Origin of the sequence: Dactylosporangium sp. NPDC048998, from assembly GCF_043197855.1 — a bacterium.
In the GTDB taxonomy this organism is placed as follows: domain Bacteria; phylum Actinomycetota; class Actinomycetes; order Mycobacteriales; family Micromonosporaceae; genus Dactylosporangium.
The window spans coordinates 35,320-57,585 of sequence record NZ_JBICTV010000016.1 but is presented as its reverse complement, the minus strand read 5'-3'; the positions used below and the strand labels follow the sequence as shown (position 1 = coordinate 57,585).

1 protein-coding gene (only partly in view) is annotated in these 22,266 nt (G+C 69.0%); it reads left to right on the top strand.

Annotated features, from left to right (window positions below; genetic code table 11):
* Positions 1 to 22,266, top strand: partial view of a hypothetical protein gene (locus ACGFI8_RS29965; protein ID WP_392809986.1) — the 3' portion only. The gene continues 23,304 nt to the left of window position 1, outside the view; only the last 22,266 of its 45,570 coding nucleotides appear in the window; its start codon lies beyond the left edge, outside the window; the stop codon is at positions 22,264 to 22,266.

Below are 22,266 nucleotides of genomic sequence, written 5' to 3'. Positions count from 1 at the left end.
CCGCGGCCGACCTGGACCGCGAACGATCCGACCGAGGCGCAACTGGGCGAGCTCCAGAAGCGCGGTCTGCGCGCGGAGTGGACCCCGACGGACGGAGACAGCTGGTTCCGGGCGGTTATCCGGGCTGCCATGGACCACGTCAGGAGGGCGACCGAGGACGGGCGGATGCTCGAACCTCTCCTCGAAACGATCTCGGTTCTGAACCCGGGACAGCTGCGCGAGTGGATGTCCAACCACCTCGGCAACAATCGAGAGTTGAGCGACCGGCTCGCCAAACTACACCCCGAAGAGGATGTCGAGGAATTCCGAAAGCATCTGCTCACCCGTGGGCAGGACAGACATCCGTTGTTCCGCCACTTCGTTGGCCTGGCGGGCGAGCTTGCCGGCTTCCGTATCACCGTCATCGACGCCCACGGCCGGGCGCAGACAAACGGCCCGAAGACGGGCCCCGGACTCGTTCTGGTGCAGTCCGAGAACCATTACATGCCCGCGGTTCACCCGCAGCACCATCCCCGCCTGGCCCGGCTGGTGTCAGACACTCCTCGCTCCCGCCGGTCCTCCGCAGCTGCCTGGGCCCCGCCAGGTGCGGGCGGCTCGGCCACGCCAGATCCGTTCGTCCGCAGGTTAGGCCAGTTGCTGGGTGAAACCGGCGGGTTACCGTCAGCTCGGTCGGGCGACGTGTTTCCGGAGGCCTTGAGGAGCGAGTCGCCGCAGGATCTTGATGTGTATTCTGGGGATGCGTCCGTGCCCGGCGGCGTTTCCCTGGCTCCCTCACGGTCATCGTCGCAGCAAGATTTGCCGGTCAGCGCGCCGCCCCAGGCTCCCACGCTGACAAGGTCGAGCTCGGCACGCCGAAGTGATGGGTCCATCGTTCCGCAGCGCCTCGCGCCGGTCCCACCAGCGTGGATGCTGTCGTCGCCCCCAGCCACCCCGCCACGGGTGGCCAGCCCAGATTCGGCATCTCGGCCTGACGCGACCGCTCCATCCACGTCCGGCCTCGGTTCGCGGACGTCCGCGGACCCGACCGCCTTCGAGGGACTGACGTTTACCCCGCGCCGGCGGGGCCCCAGGCCGCCCGGGCTACGGATATCCCGGACGCTATCGGGTGATGGGAACGGGGATTCTCCGTCCTCGCCCACCGTCGGGGGACGCCGCGGGTACCCGGTGCCGCCAACGCCGCCGCGTCGGGCGTCTGCGCCGCAGAGTTTCAGCTATCCCCAGGTCGCCGCCGCCGCTCACTGGCTGGTCCACGCCAGTGACCCGGTCAATATCGACGACTGGGCGCAGGGGCTGGAGCGGCAGCGGCTGCAACAACAGGCCGCCGCCGTCCGCCGCTATCTGCAGACCGCGCTGCCGAACATGGCCATCGATGACCCGACGACGGAGCCGCCGACCACGCAGCTGCCGGCAGGTACCCTTATCTGGATTGGCCACCCAGACGCGACGCGGGCCGTGCGCGTGCACGCCACCTTGGCCTTGGCCACTGTCTACATGCCGGGTCTGCATGGCTTCCAGCGCATCATGCCACTGGACACTCTGCACACTCAGTGGAGAGACGGCGCCGTCTATCTCGTCGCCCGGCCGCCGGTCGCATCGCCCGCGGGTCCGGCGACTGGATTCGCACCCGTGGTGGCGCCCCGGGCTGTGCCGCCCCCGCTGCAGATGTGGCAACGTCTGCTGGCCGAGGTCGAGTCAAGGCCGGCGGCGACCTGGAGGAGCCCGCGGGCGAGGGAAAACGCCCGGCTCGCCGCTGCGGCGCATGGACTGTCCCCCCTCGCCGCGGAGGATCTGCGGACACTGCTCATCGCGCACCTCCGGTTGAACCTGCGGCTGGTCAGCCAGGCGCCGCTGGCCGACGTGGAGACCTGGCTGAACAACGAAGGAGAAACCCTCATCTGGGCGACCTATGCCGCGTCCCCGACGGATCACCCCGACCCAGGTCGTGCGTTGATCATCTGGGGAAACCACTTGCGTTCCGTCAGTCGGACTCGCTCTGCGTCCGGCTCACTTATATCGATCGACAACGTTGAGGGTCTCATCGCGAATGTCGATGGCGACACCCTGCGGGGACTGCTGGAGGAGGCAACCAGCTACCTTCACGACAATTACCGGCCTTTGAATGTTCAGATCCGCACCCGGGTCCGTGCGGCCGACATCACAGAGATCGTGATCGACCCAGAGAATGAGGATCCTGAAGGGGAGCGTCGTCTGGCTGATCGGTTGACGGAAGATCCCCAGGGGCGGGCAGTACCGATCCGGCGGCAGCCTCTTGAGATAACGATTCCGGACTTGCTCAACCAGGCGCAGGAAGGGGCACTGACCGCGGAGCGCCGGTTCACCGTATGGATCGAGCGGAATGGGGACGCATGGTTCGCCTCGATCATCGCTGCGGCCGGCGATGTCGTCCGCAATGGTGTTGGCGTACCGAATGAGGAGGTCGCGCGGATCGCTGGCATGACCGTCCCGCAACTGCGGCAGCAACTGCACGAGCAGCTACAGCTATTGCGCGGTACGGATCCAGAGGTCGCGCAGTTGATGCAAGTAGCTGAAGCCAACAACTCCGGCCTTCTCGGGACACTGCTGGAGCCGCGTGGCTACGTGCAGGGTTGGTTCGACGACCTGTTCCGGCTGGCGCCTCGTCTGCTCAACGTGCCGGTCCGCGTGCTGCACCCCGATGGTCGGTGGGACGGCGCACCGACCGGCCCGGCGGCGCTGCACCTGGTGCGTATCGACAGCTATTATCAACCGGCGCTGCTGGCCGCGGCGGCGAGCAGCACACCCGAGGCGGAGCGGGGCGACCCCGTGGCACCGGGCGCCGGGCTCCCGTCGGCCGAAGCGCCGGTGCGGCCTTCGGCGGCCACGGCGTCCGCCGTGCCGGATCGGCCGCCCTCTTCGCCGCGGGACGTCTGGAGAGACGTGCTCGGGGCGGCGGTGGTCCAGCACTACCCCGGGTTGGGGTTGACCGCGGACGACCTGCGACACCTGCTGGAGCAGCATGTCAGGCAGAACATGCAGCTGGTCACCTGGCTACCGGTCGGAGAAGTGGCCCGGCTGCTGAGCGATCAGGTGACGTCCGTACAGGCGGTCTTCGACCCGCGGGGGCGGGCGCGTCTGCCGCTGGCCGGGCATGTGTCGATCCTCTGGGACACGACGGCGGTGCGTGACCATACGACGGTCAGCCCCCGCGCGATGGTCAGCCCCGGTGCGGGTGCGTGGGTTCCGGTTGCCGATATCGACCTCGTCGAGCAGATCGTCGAGCAACTCGTCGAGGACCAGGCGACGCTGGTGGGCTTGTTGGATCAGGCGATGGGCCGCGCCAGCGAGTTGTCGGCCTTGCCTGTCATGCTGCCCGCCACGATCGAACGCCAGGTCGGCGCAGCTGACGTCGCCGGACTGGTGATGCACCAGGACGACGCGGACCGCACGGATGACCTGCGCGGCCTGCTGGCTCCCCACGGGGCGGGGCTGCCCGTCAGGGTCGGCGACACGGTGCAGCGCTACACGGTGCCGGATGATCCGAACGTACCGGGTGGGAACGGGCTCAACGAGCAGCAGCATCAGGAAGCGTTGGCCGCGGCGGGCCGGTACGGGCGGTGGACGGCACCGGATGGGGACGCATGGTTCACGTCGGTGCTCGCTGCGGCCGTTGATGAGGTGGAACGCCGCCCGAACGACGCGCCGGATGCGGTGCGGCGGATAGCGCGGATGGCCAACCCCACGGGGTTGCGCGACTACCTGGCTGATCGGCTGGATGACTACGTCCTGCGCAACCCGGAGGACGTGCAGACCCTGCTGGCGCTGACCAGGGGCTGGGCCGGCTTCTTCGAGTTCCGGGCGCTGCTGCGCACGCCGGGCGCGTGGACCCATAACGGGTTCGATTGGCTGCTGGCGAGAGTGCCGGACCTGCTGGGCGTGACGGTCCACGTGCATGACCCCGATGTACCCCCCGGCGACGCGCCGCCCGACGCCCTCCACCTGGTGCGGACGAGAAACCATTACATGCCGGCACTGCACGACTCTCAGCGAACGGTCGCCGACCATCAGCCCGAGCGGCCCAGCCAGCAGGTGCCGCCCCCCGCGGTCCCGGCGGCCCGGAGGACGATCTGGCGGCGGACGAAGGCCGTCCTCTTGGGCCAGCCGCAAGCGCCGCGGGATCTCGCGCCGCAGGACACGTATGGTCGGCTTTGGTCTGAGTTGGAGGATGTGAATCGCGAGTTTCGGCGCGAACTTCGTGCCGCAGAAGCGCGGTACCGGAGCCTGCACCTGAGCGCGGTGGCGGATATGAACCAACACCCGCGCCGGAGGACGACCCGAATGGATCTGGGCAGGATCCCCGGCGGCACCCCGAGCCAACCGGCGATGGTCCGGCACCTCAGCAGCGCACTCACCGAGATGATTGAGCGCGTCGGGGGGGATGGCAACTGTTTCTATGAGGCGTTTATCGGTGCCTTCGAACCGCGGATCCGCCGAGAGATGCGCCTCGGCCAAGCACCGACGACGCAGCAGGTGCGTAACTTTCTTGCTGAGCGGCTGGAGCACGAGATGGCGCATGGGGGCCCGCTGCTCGACGTCATCCGGGACAGCCAACGCGACCGGAACAGAGTGCTGCGGCTCGTTCGCAGTCCGGGTCAGTGGAATGGCCCGGAGGGCGATCTGGTGCCGCAGCTGGCCGCGCTGGCGTTCGGTGTCGCGTTTACGGTGTTGGGCCCGCGGGGTGCGATACATGTCGGTGCCCCGGATCTGTCGCCCGCGGCGTACCTGTGGTATCGGAGCACGAAAAACGATCCCCGCCTACCGGACCACTATGACCGTGTGATTTTGCCCCGCGGTAGGCGGGTCCGCACGGCCGGTGATCTGATGGGGACGGTGCGTGAGCATCCCCTTTACCGTCGCGTCGAGCAATTCGTGGGCAACCGTGATGATCTGTTGCTCCAGGCCCGGGCGGCACTAGCCGGGCTAACAGGACCGGCGAGAACCGACCTGGCGGACGTGGTGCGGGGTCTGATCAACCATGATCGGGAGTGGCGGCGGGCCCGTCGGCCGGACAACCTGGTCAACCTCCTGAACTACTACGAACGACTCCAGAACCTGCTGGCCACGGTGCGGCCGCAGCCTCCCATCGTGCCGACTGCGGCGCAGGCCGAGTTGCTGGCGATCCGCGGGCTGCGGGCGGTGGATGTCCCGACCGGTGTCGATGCATGGTTCGCCGCGGTCATCGAGTCCGGCCGCCGCGATCCTCAGGCGGCGCCGCATCAATACCTGCGCAATCTGACGCCGGCCGAGCTGCGAAGATTGCTGCGGCAACGGCTGGAACAGTCGACTGCGATCGCCAACGAGATCATCACCGAAGCGGCCGGTACCCCGGCAGGGCGCCCGTCGACCCTTCGTGAGTTCCTCGACGACCTGGAGCATCGCCCGGCGGCGGCCGATGAGCGGCTGTGGGCCGCCACGATGGCCAGGGCCGCCCGCCTGCTCAACCTGCCACTGATGGTCCTGGACAGCGACGGCGGCCCGGGAGCCGGGACACACGACGTCCCGATGATCCGATTCCTGACCATTCTTCGCGTCGGCGACCACTACCTGGCCACCGAACCGATCAACGAGAACATCAACGCGGCCACCGCCACCACCGCACCACTACCGACCGAGACCGGCACACTCGAACCCGGACCCGAACCACCACTACCACCACCCAACCGGGATCGAACACCTAGCGAAGCACCGGCTAGTCAAAGCGAGCAGCCGCGACAATACGACGAGGTGTTGCGCCAGGTCCAGGCGCATATCGACAGCCACCCCGACAGCCACCCCGAAACGCCAGCGGACAGACAGCGAACGGTGGACGGCCACAAGGCGCGCCGCGCACGCGCCAACGTCGGCCAGCTACACGAGATCATCGTCAGCCTTCGCGTCCTGCTGGACCAATACCAGCGGGACGATGGCGAACCCTCGGCGTCGCTCCGGGCCCTGCCCAAGCGGACCAAGCCGACGGCGAGATCCGTCGTGGACACTGACGGCACCGTCCCCACCCAGCAGCCGACCACAAGCGCGGCACCCACGCCACCCCTCGGCGTGCCGGTGAGGGAGGTCGTCTCGCCGCGGCCGTCGCGGCCATGGCCGTTGGTGTTCAACCTCGATGGGAGCGCGCCCGGGAGTCCGTCCTCACCGTCCTCACCGTCCAGGTCCCGGCGGACAAGCCAGGCACCCATGGCGCCGAGTTCCTCGCTGCCCGCTCCGCCTCAGGTCCGGTCTCGCGAGGAGATGTACGGCGAGGCGGTGCGGAACCGGCTGAGGGCTTTGCACCTCACCGCAATTGAGGTACCTGGCGACGAAAGCAGCTTCTTCCAAGCGGTGGTCAGGACCCTAGGGTCGGAGCTGGTCGAGGAGGCGATGGCCGTCCTGACGCGAGCCCTGAACATGCCGCCGTTGCACCTGGACGATCGACCTGTCACCGGGTGGGATCTGCGGATGTTCCTCGCCGACGTGGTCGAACGGGCCTTCGGTACCACGTATGGACAGCAACTCAACCTGGATCGTTATCCGGTCGAGGCGGACCCGGAGGAGGATCCCACGGGATTCGACACCCGAGCCCAACTGGTCGAAGACCTTCGGGACCTGGGTGGGTTCGTCTCCGGGCGAGCCGATGACTTCAGCCTGATCACCATCAAGGTCCTGCGGTTGGCCAGTCAGCTGGCGGACAACAACTCGACGCTCGGGTCTCGGCCGTTGGAGTTGCGCATTTTGCAACAGCGACCACCCAACACCCAGGCTCAGGTGTTCGGCGGCGACGCGGGCGACGACGGTGTCCTCGACGATCGTCACCAGGTTGTGATCCAGTCGCCCGAGACGAGTCGCTATCTGGCCACCGGACCCGTCGGCGCATCGCCAGTGCCGCCGCGTCGGATCCCTCCGGCGCCGGAGACCCGCACCATCTTCGACCAGCCCCAGTGGGCAGTAGACGAGCATGGCGTCTACCAGCAGATCGGTGGCACCGTCACCGAGCTCCCGGTCGGACTGCGCCGGGCCCGTCCGATCGGCCATTCCGTCGGCCTGCCAGCCGGCCGGTCCCTCGGCCTACAGATCGCGGATGCCATCCGGCTGCAGCTCCCACCGGTCCAAGAAGACGAGGTCGCGCCGGACTTGGTGGCCCTCCTCGCCGACCTCGCAGAACGCGCCGAAAGCGCCGAAATTCCCGTACGCCCCGAACGCGAGAGGAGGGGGCTCGATGACAACCTGATCCAATGGATCGCTGACCAATTCGGAGCGCGGGTTCAACGGTTCACGACGGATCCCGGTGGCCAGGTCGTCGTCACTGATCGGACAGACGAAGACGAGACTGATCCGACAGGCGAAGACGAGTTGGGAATCCGTCCGCACCGATTCTGGGAGGGTAGAGACGAGCGGGTAATCCGTCTGCACCGATTCTGGGAGGATGGAGACGAGCGGGTCGAAGCCCTTCTGCCGGACCTGCCGGGGCTCGGTCGCGCCTACCAGCCATCGTCGCATCGGTCGCTGGCCGCGCTGCAACTGCCGAGCGGCGGCCAGCGTCGGGAGCTACCCCAGGCCACCTGGTACTTCCAGGGCGAGCCGGATGAGGATCAGCGCGCCGTCGTGCTGGGCCACGAGGTCGACCCGGGCCAACTCACCGTCTTCCTTGGCGCGCCCGGCTCGTCCATCACCGATGCGTTGCTGGATGACGTGGCACGCGATCTCGAACAGATTCGCCGGGCAGCCCGCGGGCAGCTACACATTGTGGTGTTCGGGAGCTTCGCCATGCGCCAGCAGGTTCGCTCCCGGCTCCGGTCGCCAGGGTCCGTGATCACCTTCGTGACCCCGGTTGCCGAACCGGAGTTGGCGAGGAGGCTCGGCGAGGCTGCGGCCGATCGTTACTCCGACCTGGGGCCCGAGGATCTGCAGGTGCTGGTCAGCGAACATGTCCGCCGGAATATGCGGCTGATCACCGAGCTGTCGCTGGGTTCCTTGCTACAGACGCTCCAACAAGAAGATTTCAACGCGCCGGCGAACCTTAGCGCACCAGGGCGGGTGGACCTACCAGGCGGCCGACTGGCGCTCGACCAACCACGCCGTGGACGGGCGTTCGTTGTCTGGCACACCGATGTGCGCACCCACGCCCAGTTGCACGAAGGGGTTTCGTTTGGCGTCGACGACGTCGAGGATCTCATCGCCCACCTTCCGATCCTCTTCCTCGGGGGGCTGCTGGCTGAGGCGACAGGCTTCGCCAATGACCCCGGCGAGAAGTTCCATGTGCTCGGCGCCTGGATCACTGGGGTCCCAAACCCACCGAAGTACATCGCCGAGATCGTGATAGATCCCACCGACCGCGACTCTCCCGCGGTACGCCAACTGAGAGAAATTCTGGCGATCAGGCCGGGTCGGTTGGGGCTGCCGGTGCCGATCCGCCAGGGCCGCACCATGCCGCAGCGGCCGATGGTCGACGACCCGAACGAACTCACTGACGTGCAGCGGCAGTCGTTCGCCGATGAGAACCGGTTCGTCCACTGGACCGAGCCTGGCGGGGACAGCTGGTTCGCCTCGGTGATCGCCGCGGCTCGCGACGCCAGCGATCAAATCGGGGTACCTCATCAGGTCACGCGGATCGCCCGCATGACTGTCGTGGAACTGCGACGCCACATGGCCCGGCGGCTGGACGCTACTCCAGATGTTGTGGCCCAGCTGCGGAACGCCGCGCTCGGCCCGGTGGATTATTACCGCTTCCGGGCACAGCTGGTGACACCGGGTCGCTGGGCCCACGGCCTGTTCGACCTGCTACTTCAGCACGCCCCAGGCATGTTGGGCGTGAGCATCCATACGCACCTCGGCGGGTTGTGGGACCCGAACGCTCCCACCAGTCCGGCAGTGCTACACGTGGTGCACACGAGAGACCATCATCTTCCGGCGCTGCGGATCCGTCCGGTGTCCTCGGTCAACGGCGGGTTCGCCACGCTGCGCGCGGATGTGTCTCCAGCATCCCAGTCTTCGTCCGAGCCAACGTCATCACATGAGCCCCCCGCCCCAGCAGCGTCTATGTCCGTGACCGCTGAGCAGCCGCCTGGGCCGGTCGTCGAACCGTCGCTTGCTCAGCGACCCGAGTCGCCGGTGCAGCATGCGCGGGTCGAGGCCGAGCAGCGCGCCACCGTCCAGGAGCCGGTCGGCGAGACTCCGGCGGCACCGATCGCTCAGTCCTCCGCGCCGCAGGCACCGCCGTCGTTGACGGCTGATTGGTTGCCAGGTGGTGGTGGGGTCTCGGCGGCCGTGACCCGGCCCGAGGCGACGCCGTCCGTCGCCGCCGAGGCGTTGGCCGAGGATGAGGGTGAGTGGATCGATGAGGGGGGCGAGGGCTACTTTGAGCCGGGGTGGTTCGACGGCGACGAGGCGGCTGTCTCGCCGCCCGTTCCGGCTCCGTCCTCGCAGGATGTTCCGCCGCCGCCGCCGTGGTGGTGGCAGGTCCCGAATGAGCAGGGCCGGCCCAACCCGCACTCTCGCGCGTTGCCTGATGGCTTGTACGCGCCGGGGCCTTACCAGCAGGAGTGGCTGGGGGCGAACGGTCTGCAGGTGGGTGATGTTCCGGGCGGCGGTGATTGTGCGTTCGCGGCGACTATTGTGACGGTCACGCCGGAGACAGTCACCGAGGCGATGCGGCTGGTGGCACGGGAGCTGGCGGCACGGGCGCCTCATCTGCCGGCTCCGAGTCCGGGGTCGATGGACAACCCGGTCGCGTTGCGGACATTCGTGGGTCATGTTGTGCAGCGAATGGCCCCGCGGTTCATGCCCGGCGAGGGTGGGCCGAGGCTCGGCGAGGGCGGGCCGCTGGACCTGAGGGAATACGGGTTCCATGACGGCCGGGACCACATGGTCACTATCGACGAGTTTGCCGGGAGTCTTCGAACGCCGGGGCAGTACCACGATAGGGCGGGTCAGTTCTACTACGCAGTCCTGAACCGGATTTTCCGGTGGGCGACTGAGCTGTCGGGCGGCAGCGTTCGTGTCGAACTTTCGACGCTTTCCGAGGGAGTCGGCAGGGCGGTTGTGTCTCCGGGCTGGACACACATCCTGGTGCTTGCCCCCAGTCAGATGGACCATCTGATGCCTACCCGGGTCCGGCCGCGCCAGGAGGCGACCCGGCCAGTGCCCGAGTCTTCCGGGCGGCCGCCATCACGGGCAGTGCCCGACACGCCCGTGGCCAGCCCGCAGGCACCCGTCCCAAGCCCCGTCGCGACCCCGTCGGCCCCTCCGCAACAGACACCGCCGTCAGCCCCGCCACCACCGTCAGTCGCTGAGCACGTTGAGCGGACGCCGGTTGATCCGGCTCCACCTCCGCCGCCGGCTTCCAGCACCAGCCCGCGGGACACGGCAACGAGTTCCCGCCCGCCCACGCGCACCTGGACAGACACGTTCGGGACGTTGTGGCCATGGTCGACCCGTCGGGACCAGCGACCAGCCGCCGACCGGACCAGCCCGCAGGCACCCGGCCAGGACTCCGACGCGACCCGGTCGGCCCCGCCGCCCCAGTCGGCTCAGCCACCATTGGCCGCTGGACATGGTGGACAGAGGTCGGTCGATCCGGCTTTCCCATCTTCGCCGTCGATTCCGTTGAGGTTGAGTCGGACGTTGGCCGAAGGCGGGACGTCTTCCGCCGCTGTGTCTGGCAGTCCGCTCCGGCGGTCGTCCGGGTTGCCGCCGGTTGCTGGTCCGTCCTCTGGGTCTGCGTTGAGTCATTCGCTTAGGAAAAAGCCTGAGGAGCATCAGCGCAGTGACTCCGATGCGGCGGGCGATGGAAACGGCGGCGGTCTGCCGACTGAGCACGTTGCGTGGACGCCGGTTGATCCGCCGCCGCCTCCGCCGCCGCCTCCGTCTGGGTCGGTTGGTCCGCCGTTGCCGTCCGGGTCTCATTCGTACCGGTCGTTGTTGTGGTTGCAGCATCCGCATGCCCGTTCGGGTGGGCCGGGGCAGGGGGAGTTGGTTGGTGAGGAGCACCGGGGCGAGGCCGATGCGTTCCGCGGGTTGACGATGCAGCGGCGGGCGTTGCGGGTGAGGGATGAGTTTGCTGGTATGCGGGATCTGGTGGTGTCGGATCCGGTTGAGGCTGACGAGCCGCCGCGGAATTTGCCGGTGGGTTCGCGGATCTGGTTCGGAGGTCGGGATGGTCGGGAGCGGGCGGCGGTGGTCCAGCCCGACGGGCTCTTCCAGCTTTATGACCCGGCGGAGGATCGTACGGACGACGACCTTTTGGTGTTGTGGTCGTTGGATTTCGGGTGGTGGGTGGTGGCGCGTCCTAAAGGGCCGTCGGCTGGTCCGGGGGTGACGTCGGCGGGAGGCGATAGTGCATCGACGCCTCCGCACCGGCCACCGCCATCACATCAGCCACCCCAGCCTTACCAGCCACCTCAATCGGACCCGCCGCCGTCAGCCCATTCGCCGCCATCACCGCAGTCCTCGCATCCCGAGAAGGAGGCAAACCAGCCCGGGACAACCGAAGCTGCCCAGGCGGCGTTCAGCATCGGCACCGGCGAGCTGGATGTGGCGCCGCTGGCCTCGGCTCCTGGGGCGCTCGGTGATCCGACCGACCCCTCCGCCGCCCCAGCCGACGCGGACACCTCGGTCGAGTACGTGTCCGAGGATGCTAATCCCCCAAGTCACATTGATCCGGTTGGGCAGGTGTCGGCGCGGGCGCCAGGGGAATCGCCGCCACCTGCGCCAGCGCCGCCGTCCCCATCGCTGTCAGCCCAGCCACCGCTGTCGACCCGGCCACCGCGGGCCTACACCGGCGGGCGGCGACCAGGCGCAAGGTCCACTGTGGATGACCGGGGCGGCCCCGTGGCACCGGTCGGCGGCAGACCGGCCGAGGGCAACCACAGGGATCTGACGCGCAGACCGCGGTTTGATGCCGGCTCGTTCGTCGACAGGTACCTGGGCGCGGTGGGCGGCTTTGCCCACCTGGCCGTGTCCCCCGCCCGCATTCGGGCGCTCGTGGACGAGCTGACCGCCCACGCCGGCGATGATGAGAACGTCGACTACCTGGACCAGGCGCTGTCTGGGGGCATGCGCGATGCCGTCGCCCAGGTGGACGGCGTCGTGGCGGGCCTGCCGGCACCGCTGCGCGGTGAGGTGACCGCCTTGGTCCATGACCTGTTGCTGGCGGTGTCCGCCGTGCCCACTCGCATCGCCCGGGTGCGGGTGCGCAACACCCCGGTCCCGGCATACCGGCATGACCTGCGCGAACTCGAATCGGTGGCCCCGGGCCGAGTCATCGAGGTGTTGACCGAGGCCGCCCTCGACCTGCACGCCGAGCCGCCACCGGCGCAACTCGCCGTCATGGCCAGCATCGGTTACCGCAGCGACGAACCGCTGCCGCGGCGGTTGGCTCGCCTGGCGCTGTTGAATCTCAATGCGGCTTCTCGCGCCGAGCTTGCCGCGGACCCGCTGTTCAAGCGAATTCTGGCCAGCCCGCTGCTTGGGGAGGCCCGTTACGCCGCTGTCGGGGCGGAGGAACAGTTCTTCCTCAACACGTGTGCTGCGGCGGCGGTCAACCAGCACGTGCGCGCCAACGTCCCGACCGTCGCCGGGCTGCTGTGGTTGAGCCGAGCAGTCGCGGCGGCGATCGAGGACCAGCTGTCCGCCCGCTTGCCGGTGCTGGAACAGATGGACCGCGGTCCCGTGCGCCCGAGAACAGTTCGTGAACTGATCGAGCAGCGCCTATCCGAGGCGCGTGCCGAGTTCGACGCGATCGCCGAGCTGGTCATCGCGCTGCTGGACGAGCCGAGCCGGCCCGACGCCCGGCGCGTGCTGCACGAGCAGACGGTACGGTGGAGTCGGATCATGCAAAAGCTGGCGCCACTGACGTTGCCGCGCCGTAGTGCCGACACCGCCCACGTGCCGGTGTTGACCCAGGCGCGGGTTCGCGACCAGCACATGATGAGCGGGCTCCTCGCGCTACCGCTCGGCCTGGACCGAGGAGCCCGGCGGTTCACCGGCGTGGATGAAGCGCTGTACCAGCGCGCGATGCCGCACCTCATCCAGCAGCAGGCCCCGCCCGACACGGCCATGGATCCCTGGCTGGCCGACCCGGCGTCGCGCACCGACCGACTCGCCGCCCTGTGGCAGGAGGTGCGCCGCGTGGGCGGGGTCCTACTGCAGTTGACCGACCTCCACCTCGGCTACGTCCGCGCGGTTCTGATCGGCGGACTGCAGATGTTCGCTATCGGCGACCCGAAGTACGCCAACGTGGAGTTGCTGACCAAGGAGCAGCTGGCACAACGGGCGCCCGTGCTGACCATCGCCGCCGTCCACATCATGAATGCCGATAAGTCGATATCTCTGGGCGCTGCGGCGGGCCGGGATCCGGTCGTGAATGCGCCGCGGCCTCCGTCTCCGCAGGGTGTGCTTCGGCGTGAGCCGTCGCCGGGGTTGCTTGGTGGGGTGGTGCGGGATGACCAACCCGTCCTCGGTCAAGACAACCCAGAACTCGCAATCATCTCGGGTGACGGTGTATCGGACGGTATGGATGGTCTCGGTCAGTTCGGTATGGATGGTTTCGACGGAGGGTCGGGTTCGCCGTTGGTGATGGCGGCGCGGGTGGAGTACGACAACCCGGCGTTGATGGAGGCGTACCGCCTGGTTGCTGTGCTGGGTCGGGGATCGGCGGTAGCTGAGGGTGTGGTGCGAAATGGTGTGTTGGTGGTTGGGGATGGTCCGGTCGGGCCGGATGGGTATGCGAGCTGGTTGTCGGCTCGGACGGTTGAGGGTGGTGGTGTGGATGGTGCTCCAGTGGTGGTGTTGCCGGTGGTGGATGGTTCGGGGGCGACGTTCGCTGGTCGGCTTGCCGCGTCCGGTTTGATCGTGGTGGTGCCGGAGGGGTCGGGTGGTGGTGGGTGGACGGTGTTTGTGCGGTCGTTGTCCGGGGGTGGGGAGGTGCGTTCCCGTACGTCGGGTGATGGTGTGGAGTTGGTGGCGTGGGCGCGGCGGGTCCGCCATGAGGATCTTGGTCATGTGGTGCCGGTGCCGCAGAAGCCGAATGACTTCGCCCCGACCCGGTCGCCTACGCCGACGCCGTCACCGGACCCGTCGCGGGTTCCGGATCCGGTGCCGGTGGGCGCCTCCACCAGCACAGCCAGCAGCCCCACCCCTGTACCCCTCGCGGCCGAAGCCGAAGCGTCGCGGATTGCGCCCGGTGCGGATGGGATGACGCGCGTTTCGGCGGACAGGATGAACGAGGGCGGCCTGGTCGATGCCGCGGGGTCGCCGCGGCTTGGTCCGGGGGAGTTCGTTGATCGGTTGGTCGTGGCGAACGAGTCGGAGTGGGAGGACTGGGAGCTGGTGGTTGCCGTCGAGGCGGATGCGCGGCTGGCGCCGGCCTTCGTCGACGGTTTGCTGGCGGTGGGGATGATGGTGGCCGCCCGCGACGGTGAGGGTGGGTGGCGTGTGCGGGCCCGTGACCTGACTGCGGCCGACCGGGTCCGGGAGTACCCGGCGGGTGATCTTGATGTCGCGGTTGGCGCCGCCCGTGGCTACCGCAATGAGTCGCTTGGGATGTTGACGGACGCCGTCAACGGCCACCCCGACGTTTCGCGGCAGAGCCGGGCCCGCGGTCTGCGTGACCTCGACGAGGCCGACGTGTATGCCGACTGGCGGGACCTGGTCACCACGGGATCGCACCGGCTGCACAACATCCGCGACTACGCCAACGCCATCGCGATGCGCATTATCAACCGCGACGGACTTGCGGAGCTACCCGGCGGCGCCGTGGGAACGGAGACCGAAGAGAGCAAGTACCTACTCGAGTTCGATCCAGATTATTCGCCTGACGAGGCGGACCTCGTGGAGCATCTTCAGACCGGGGTGCAGATTGTATACGACAACATTGCGCACTATCACGACATCGAGCGAGGGCTTTGGGGTCACGCCGATCTATTCCAAAAGCTGGCAGAAGGCTCGGGTGCCGCTATCGGGGAGTATGAACTTCGCCCTGGGCTGGAGATTGTTACGCCGCCGGCGGCGATCCTGCCCGGCGAAGAGCATCTTGGTCGTCCACTGTGGCGCGAGGTGGCTGCCGTCGTCGCCGACATCCGAGGTCGTCTGTCCCGTGTGTCGGAGGTCCCTGGCGGAATGCGGCTCAGCGACATCTTCCGGGAAGAGAATGGTTACACCGTCAGCGAGCACGGGAAAGCGGCCACCGTCGTTGATCCCGATCCCGGTCGGCCGCCGGCGGTCAATCTTCAGGTGACGGTCGGGGTCAGCATGGTGCGTGGCCTGTATGCGCTGTTGACCTGGCTGAACACGCCGAACCGCCTACCGCCTTACTACTCTGCGGCTTTTTCGGTCGGGCAAGGGGCCGTCTTCGCCGATGACCTCGCCTCGCGCTACCTCAACTGGCGGCGCGGCTGGCCGTTGCCGGCCGACGATTCCATGCACGTGTTGGCCGACCTGGTCGTGCGGGCTCCGGACGAAAGCGCCCTTGATGCAGTGCGGGGGTATGGCGTACTGCTCTACACCATCCTGGCGGCCCGTTTGCATGCGCACGACAGCGGAGATATTTTGAAGAATGGGTTTTGCCTGGCGCCCCGGACCTCCTTTCCGGAAATGCTCTCAGCGCTGCCCGAGCCGGTGCGGGATTTCTTCGATTCCCGCACCGATGAGATCATCGATTTCCTCGTGGCGCATTACCGCTGGCACGAGCCCGATCTGACCGAGGGACAGCGCCGGGCCGTGTCGCGGCCTTCTGTCGGCCGTGAACAACATCCCGACGATCTGCTTGACCTGGTCCTCTCAGTGTCCGGCGCGGGCCAGGACCCGCCGACACATGGGGAGGTCCTCCTCGCGGCCCTGAAGAAGGCGCCGCGGCGCCCGCTCTCCCCGTCCGAAGCGGTAGGGATGGAGGATGCGTACCTCAGTCTTGATGACACTATCGTTGGTCACCCGCTGGCGTTGTTCGAAATCCGAAGCCCCCAATACTGGGAGACCCTGTCCCCCGGAGATGTCGACGCCACCGTCGAGACGGTCGCCGAGGTGGTTCGAACCGCGTTCCGGCGTGAGGGCCTGACCGACGACCCGGCAGCGGTCACCGGGACTGAGGCCCCGACGAGATCGTGGACGGTCCTGGCCTACCGGCTCGTCGCCGCATTGCGGGTGCTGTATTGGCGCCCGGACCACGGGCGGGCGAGGCTCGGCACGGACGATGTGTTCGCCACCGTCATTGGGCGCATCCGCTTGGTCGCCCCGATCAGCGATCCCGCCCCGATCGTCTGGAGTCCGAAGGTTCAGGCCCTCATCGACGCGCTGCGTCCGCTTCGGGAGACGGCACGGCACGCCGGCGACGTGCAACCAGACGAAGCTAGTGCCATCGCAAGTCTCGACGGGATCATCGACACGCTGCAGCACGCCGCGCCGGCCACGCCAGCCGAAATCGGTGAGTTGATTCCGGTCCCGGCAGGAAGCGAGCGACCCGATAACGGGTGGCGGGGGTGGACCGCGCTGGTGGAACGGATTTACGGGCGCGCGGTTGAGGAATCCGAGCTCGGTGGCCGCGGCATCGAGGTGATCGTGGAGGGTGAGGGAGACGGTGGACGGTTCAATGCCGGAACGGAGGCCGTCGACCAGCGGCCCGCCCATGTACTTGCCGCGACTCTTGAGCCCATTATCAATTTGGCCTATCCGCCGGGAGCATTCACCAAAGATGAGTGGCGCCAGTTCATCAAGTTCAGTACCGCCTCCCGAGCGGACGAGCTTCCCACCATCCACCGCGAGGGCTTGACGCACGAGCAGCTTCGACGGTCCGTTGTCGTGCGGACCAGACCACGCCATTCGATCTCCGCCGAGCACCCGTCGTGGGTGTGGCCCGATGCGGGTGGGGTCGTGCGTGTTTTCGCGGGTGGGGTGCGCGAGGACGGGACCGTTGGCGACGGTGGGCCGGTGCGGCTTGGTCCGAAGGGGTTCGTTGACCGGTTGGTCGAGGCGAACGAGTCGGCGTGGCAGGACTGGCAGCTGGTGGTTGCCGTCGAGGCGGACGCAAGGCTGGCTGGGGCCTTCGTCGACCGTCTGCTGGCGGTGGGGATGATGGTGGCCACCCGCGAGGTTGGGGGTGGTTGGCTTGTGCGCTCCCGTGACCTGATCGTGGCCGACAAGGTCGGGCAGTACCGGGCGGGGGAGGGTGATCTCGACGCCGCGATCGGCGCCGCCCGTCGCCACCGCAGCGAGTCGCTGGGGTGGTTGACGGAGGCGGTCGAGCAACTCAGCCACGCCCAGGACCGCGCGCTCGCCCGGCTGGGGCGCTTCGCGGGCTGGATCGAGCCGGGACGCGACGCGTTCGCGCAGGCTGTCATCCGCGCGGCGCAGGACGTCGGCGAACCCACACCACGGGTGCGTCAGATCGCTGGGATGACTGTCACTGAGGTGCCATGGAACGCCGCCGCCGGGTTGCACGCCGCCGCCGGCCTGGGCGAGCAGCCCGACCTGGACGGGCTCGCCGCGCAGCTCGGGGTGCCGCTACACGTCATCGGAGCCGATGGGAGGGCGGAGTACTACGGGATGGGGGACGGCCCGGCGCTGCATCTCGTCCGGGTCGGCGAGCGCTTCCTGCCGGCGTTGCGCATCCGACCGATCCCGGCAGACGCCGGGCTCAGCCGCGCCCAGGACCGCGCGCTCGCCGGGCTGGGGCGCTTCGCGGGCTGGATCGAGCCCGGACCCGACGCGTTCGCGCAGGCTGTCATCCGCGCGGCCCAGGAGGTCGGCGGGACGGCTGTCACTGCGGTGCCATGGAACGCCGCCACCGGGTTGCACGCCGCCGCCGGGTTGCACGCCGCCGCCGTCCTGGTCGGGCAGCCCGACCTGGACGGGCTCGCCGCGCAGCTCGGGGTGCCGCTGCACGTCATCGGAGCCGATGGGGGGGTGGAGGTCTACGGGATGGGGGACGGCCCGGCGCTGCATCTCGTCCGGGTTGGTGGGCGCTTCCTGCCGGCGTTGCGCACCGATGCGCCCCGACCGATCCCGGCAGACGCCAGGCTCAGCCATGCCCAGGACGACACGCTGGCCGGGCTGGGGCGCTTCGCGGGCTGGATCGAGCCCGGACCCGAGGCGTTCGCGCAGGCTGTCATCCGCGCGGCCCAGGACGCCGGCGACGCCACACGGCGGGTGCGGGAGGTCGCCACGATGAGCGTCACTGCGGTGCCGGGGACCAACGACCGGTTGCACGCCGCTGCTGGCCTCGGATGGCGGCCCGATCTGCACCGGCTCGCCGCGCAGCTCTGGCGGCCCGATCTGCACCGGCTCGCCGCGCAACTCGGGGTGCGGCTGCACGTCATCGGAGCCGATGGGAGGGTGGTGCGCTACGGGATGGGGGACGGCCCGGCGCTGCATCTCGTCCTGGTTGGCGGGCACTTCCTGCCGGCATTGCGCGTGCGCTCGTCGTCGGTCCTGGCCGAGTCGCCGCTGGCCGAAGGTGTGGCCGGTTCGGCGGTGCCGCCCAGCTCGCAGGACACGGCAACGAGTTCCCGCCCGGCTGCGCGCACCTGGGGAGACGTGCTCGAGGCGCCGGACGTGGCCGAGGACTACGCCGGGGTGACCGCGGACGAGCTGCGGCTCCTGCTGGAGCGCCAGGTCACGCGGATGCAGGTGGTCACTACGGTACCGGTCGGCGAGTTGGCCGGACTGCTGACAGGTCAGGCGAGGCCCGTACGGACGGTCTTGGACGCGCAGGGGCGGACGCGCACGCCGCAGCGCTGGAATGTGTCGATCCTCTGGGACGCGGCGGTGCGTCCCGACGCGGTCAGCCCGAGTGCGGGTGTGTGGGTCGCGGCTAACGATGTCGATCAGCTCATCGAGCGGGCGGACCCGGCGACGCTGCGGGGCTTGCTGGCACAGGCGACGGGCGTCCGGGACAGCGAGTCGCTGCCCGCCGGGATCGGTCGCCGGGTCGACGCGGCCGACGTCGCTGGACTGGTGATACACCAGGACGACGCGAACCTCGCGGACATCCTGCGCAGCGTGCTGGATGACTTCCGGCCGGGGCAGCTGCCCGTACCACTCAGGGTAGGCGGCACGGTGCAGCGGTACGCGGTGCCGGATGATCCGAACGAGCTGAACCAGCCGCAGCGGGAGGCGTTGGCCGTGGCGGGCCGGTACGGACAATGGGTGGCGCCGGACGGGGACTGCTGGTTCGCGTCGGTGCTCGCCGCGGCCGCTGATGAGGTGGAACACCTGGGGGACGCCACGCCGGCGTCGGTGGCGCGGATAGCGGCGATGGACAACCCCGCGCAGTTGCGCGCCTACCTGGCTGAGCGGCTGGACGAGCACGTCCGGGGTGGCGGCAGCCCGGACGACATCCAGACCCAGCTCCTGTTGGAGATGGCCAGAGACTGGGCCGGAGACTGGGCCGGGGACCGGGCCGCCTACTTCGCGTTCCTGGCGGTGCTGCGCACGCCGGGCGAGTGGAACACCGCCCCGTTCGATGCGTTGCTGCAGATGGCGCCGCGCCTGCTGGACGTGGAGATCCACGTGTATGACTTCACGAGAAACCGTGTCGGCGTGCCCGTCGGCGTGCCCGCCCGCGCCCTCCACCTGCTGCAGACGACAAACCATTACCTGCCGGCACTGCGCAACCTCCAGCAGCCATCCGCAGACCGGCAGCGCGAGCGGTCCAGCCGGCCGCCGGCACCCGACTCGGACCACGACGCGACGAACCCGTCGCAGCCCCCCTCGCCCCCTCCGTACCAGCCACCCCGGACGGAGCATGCCCCATCGGCCGCCGCGACCGACGCGCCACCGCGCACCGACTCCCCGCCGCCGGGCGATGCCCGGCTGGCCGAGGAGTTGTTCAGCCCGATCTTGGCCCCAGCATCCCAGTCTTCGCCCGAGCCACCGCCACCACGTGCGCCCCCCGTCCCGGCAGCGACTCCGTCCGTGACCGCTGAACCGCTGCGTAGGCCGGTCGTCGAACCGCCGCCCTCTGTGCCATCGATGTCCGACGGGGACGAGGAGCGAGCTGCGACCGCTGGAACGGAACCGGCGCCGGCCGGGCAGTGGGCCTCGGCCGCTCGTCCGCTGGCGGAGACGGGCAGCCGCTGGGTGGCCCAGAACCGGACGGATCTGCGCACGTTGTTCCTACACGTCGGCGATGGCGGAGTTGACGTTTCGCCGCTGGACGAGCTGCGTGACGAGACGCGGCCGGTACGGATCGTTCCGGCCGACGGCGCGGTCTTTGACGAAGCGGCGCTGGCCAGCCTTCGTGCGCGCTCCTTGAACCGGGTGCTGTTCTTGAACAAGGTCCGTACCGTGTTCGTGCCCACGGTCGGCGCTCAAGTCCTGCCTCACCGGTACGACCTCGTTGTCTACGGCGGCACCTGGCAGGCGCTTCAGAGCGACGTGGCCGACCTCGGGTACGCGACGACACCGGGCGGACGTTTGGCCCGCGACCTGACCGATACCGATACCGAGGTGCAGGCGACCAGCGGGGAACTGGTGACCTGGGTCGCCGAGCAGTCCGCGCTGGACGTGTCGCTGATCCCGCAGCCGGGCGACTCGGAGCGCGGGCACGCGCTCAGGATCATGTTCACCGTGCCGGAGCCCGACCGGCTGGACGCCATCCTGTCCGACCTGCACCGGCTTGGACTCCGCGCGCCGGTATCGGGGCGGACATACCCGGACGACACCGATAACTGGTCCCTGCTCGTCCGGCCGGGGCACGGCCAGACAGAGGCCATGCTGGCGTCGCCGCTACTGAGCCGACGCCACCACGCCGACGTGGCCTTGACGCTGGCGATCATCCAGCTGGCGGGCGGCGTGGTGTTGCCGACCGGGTTCGAGATGCTTGTGAGCGCCCGGGACTTCATACACGACGCCGACCTGGTGAAGCGGTTCATCCAGCTGATCGACGCTCACGAGGACGCCCTGCTGAGGTTGGCGTCCCCAACCGGTAGCCGGTACTACCCCGGCGCCGAGAGGAAGCCAAGCCCGTACGTCACCGGACACCTGACCCAGATGCGGCTCGACGGCGAGGTGTACGTCAGGCTGCCGTTCTGGGGCGGGGATCTGGACCTGGGTGTCCTCCAGGCCAGGCTCCGGCTGATCCTCGCGCTGGCCGACGTCGCCGCTGACCCTGACCACCCGATTCCGCAGCGTCAGCAGCTGGCGGGGCAGCACCTGCTGGCTGGCGACGAACCCGCCGGCCCGGCCGAACGGGATGAGTTGCTCGACCTCCTCCCGGCCGATGCCGGGTTCGCCCGTGAACAGGTCGCCCAACTCTGGGCGCAGACCGCGTGGCCGCCGCCGATGATCGCCGGGGTGACGGGTGCCGGCCACACGCTGTGGGTGGGGTCCCGGCGCACCGGGCCGGTGTGGGCGGCGTACGACGCGGTTGCCGCTGGCTACCCGGGTCTGTTCATCGTCCTGGCGCCGCCGCCCGACGGGCAGCGGCAGTCCCTCGCCGCGCTGCTGCGGGGCGACCGGGCCGCCGCGCTCGCCGCGCTGCTGCGGGGCGACCGGGCCGCCGCGCTCGCCGCGCTGCTGCGGGCCGACCGGGCCGCCGTGCTCGCCGCCTGGGATGCGGCCGCCGCCGATGCCAGCCTCCATGCGGGGGTGCTGGTAATCCGGCCGGTGCGGTTCGGGTCGGTGTCCGAACAGGACGGTGGGCTGCGCTCGGAGACCGGTTGGCAAATGGTGTCGCCCGAGGGCGTCCGGACCGATCTCGGGACACAGGTTCTGGATGATGCGGCGTTGCGGCGGGCGCTGGGCATCCGCGATCTCGTCGGGTCGGCGTCACGCGACATTGGTGGGTGGTCCTGGTTTCCACCGTTCCGCTGGGAGCGATTGCTATTCAACATACCGCCGCAGATCGAGGTGGAGTCCGCTAGCCTGGCGGTGCGCCGTACCCCGGCGGGGTTGGTGCTGCAGCCCGCGGGCACGGCGCTGCCAGGGTCGCTGCTGCGTGTTCCGATCGACCGCGACCGGCTCACGATTACTGTCGATCCGCTGCTGACCGACCACGGGCAGGTCGCGCGGGCACTGTGGCAGCTGCTCGCGAAGCCGCAGATCTCCTCGGTTCGGATCGTCTGGTCGGGCGCGACCACGTCTCGGTCAGAACATGCCTTGCCGTTCGCGGCCGCAGTGTCGTGGGACGGGTTGGAGGTCATCGTCCCGGTCGGAGATGTCGAGCTCTTCCCGGACGGCGTCGTGGAGGCGTGGGACGGTTGGCACCGGTACCGGGCTGGGCGGAGGACGGACTGGGCCGAGGAGTTGCTGGCGAAGCAGCGGAGATGA